At 75.0% G+C, this 508-nt stretch carries 1 protein-coding gene; it reads right to left on the reverse strand.

From position 1 onward, the window contains the following. The coding region (locus L6Q96_23705; protein MCK6557551.1) for an ATP-binding cassette domain-containing protein at positions 1-390 on the reverse strand (390 nt) is incomplete at its 3' end. Positions 391-508 lie beyond the last annotated feature (118 nt).

Here is a 508-nt window from a genome sequence, read left to right on the forward strand (position 1 = left end):
CTCGAAGCGCGCCTGCGCCTCGCCGTAGCGCGCGACCAGCGCGTCGAGCTCGGTGGCGCGCCCGGGATCGGCGAGCGCCTGCTCGAGCTCGTGGAGCGCGTGCGCCGCCTCGGCGACGGGGCCGGCGCCGTCGAGGGTGGCCTCCACCACCGTGCGGCCCTTCATCTCGCCGACGTCCTGGTGGAAGTGGCCGACCGTGATGCCGCGGTCGATCACGACCTGGCCGTCGTCGGGCTCCTCCTCGCGGGTGATCAGCCGGAAGAGCGTCGACTTGCCGGCTCCGTTCGGGCCGACGAGCCCCACCTTCTCGCCGCGCCCGATCGCCGCCGAGGCCTCGAGGAAGAGGATCTGCCGGCCATGGCGCTTCGAGACGCCGTCGATGCGGATCATGGGGGCTCCGGGGCCGGGACAGGGGTGCGGGGGTGTAACGCAGCCGCCAACCGGCTGCCGGCTCCCCGGGGACCGGGCCCCGCACCCGTCGATCTCGCCCAGACGCCGCCGCGGGTAT

It is taken from the genome of Candidatus Binatia bacterium (assembly GCA_023150935.1).
Classification (GTDB): domain Bacteria; phylum Desulfobacterota; class Binatia; order HRBIN30; family HRBIN30; genus JAKLJW01.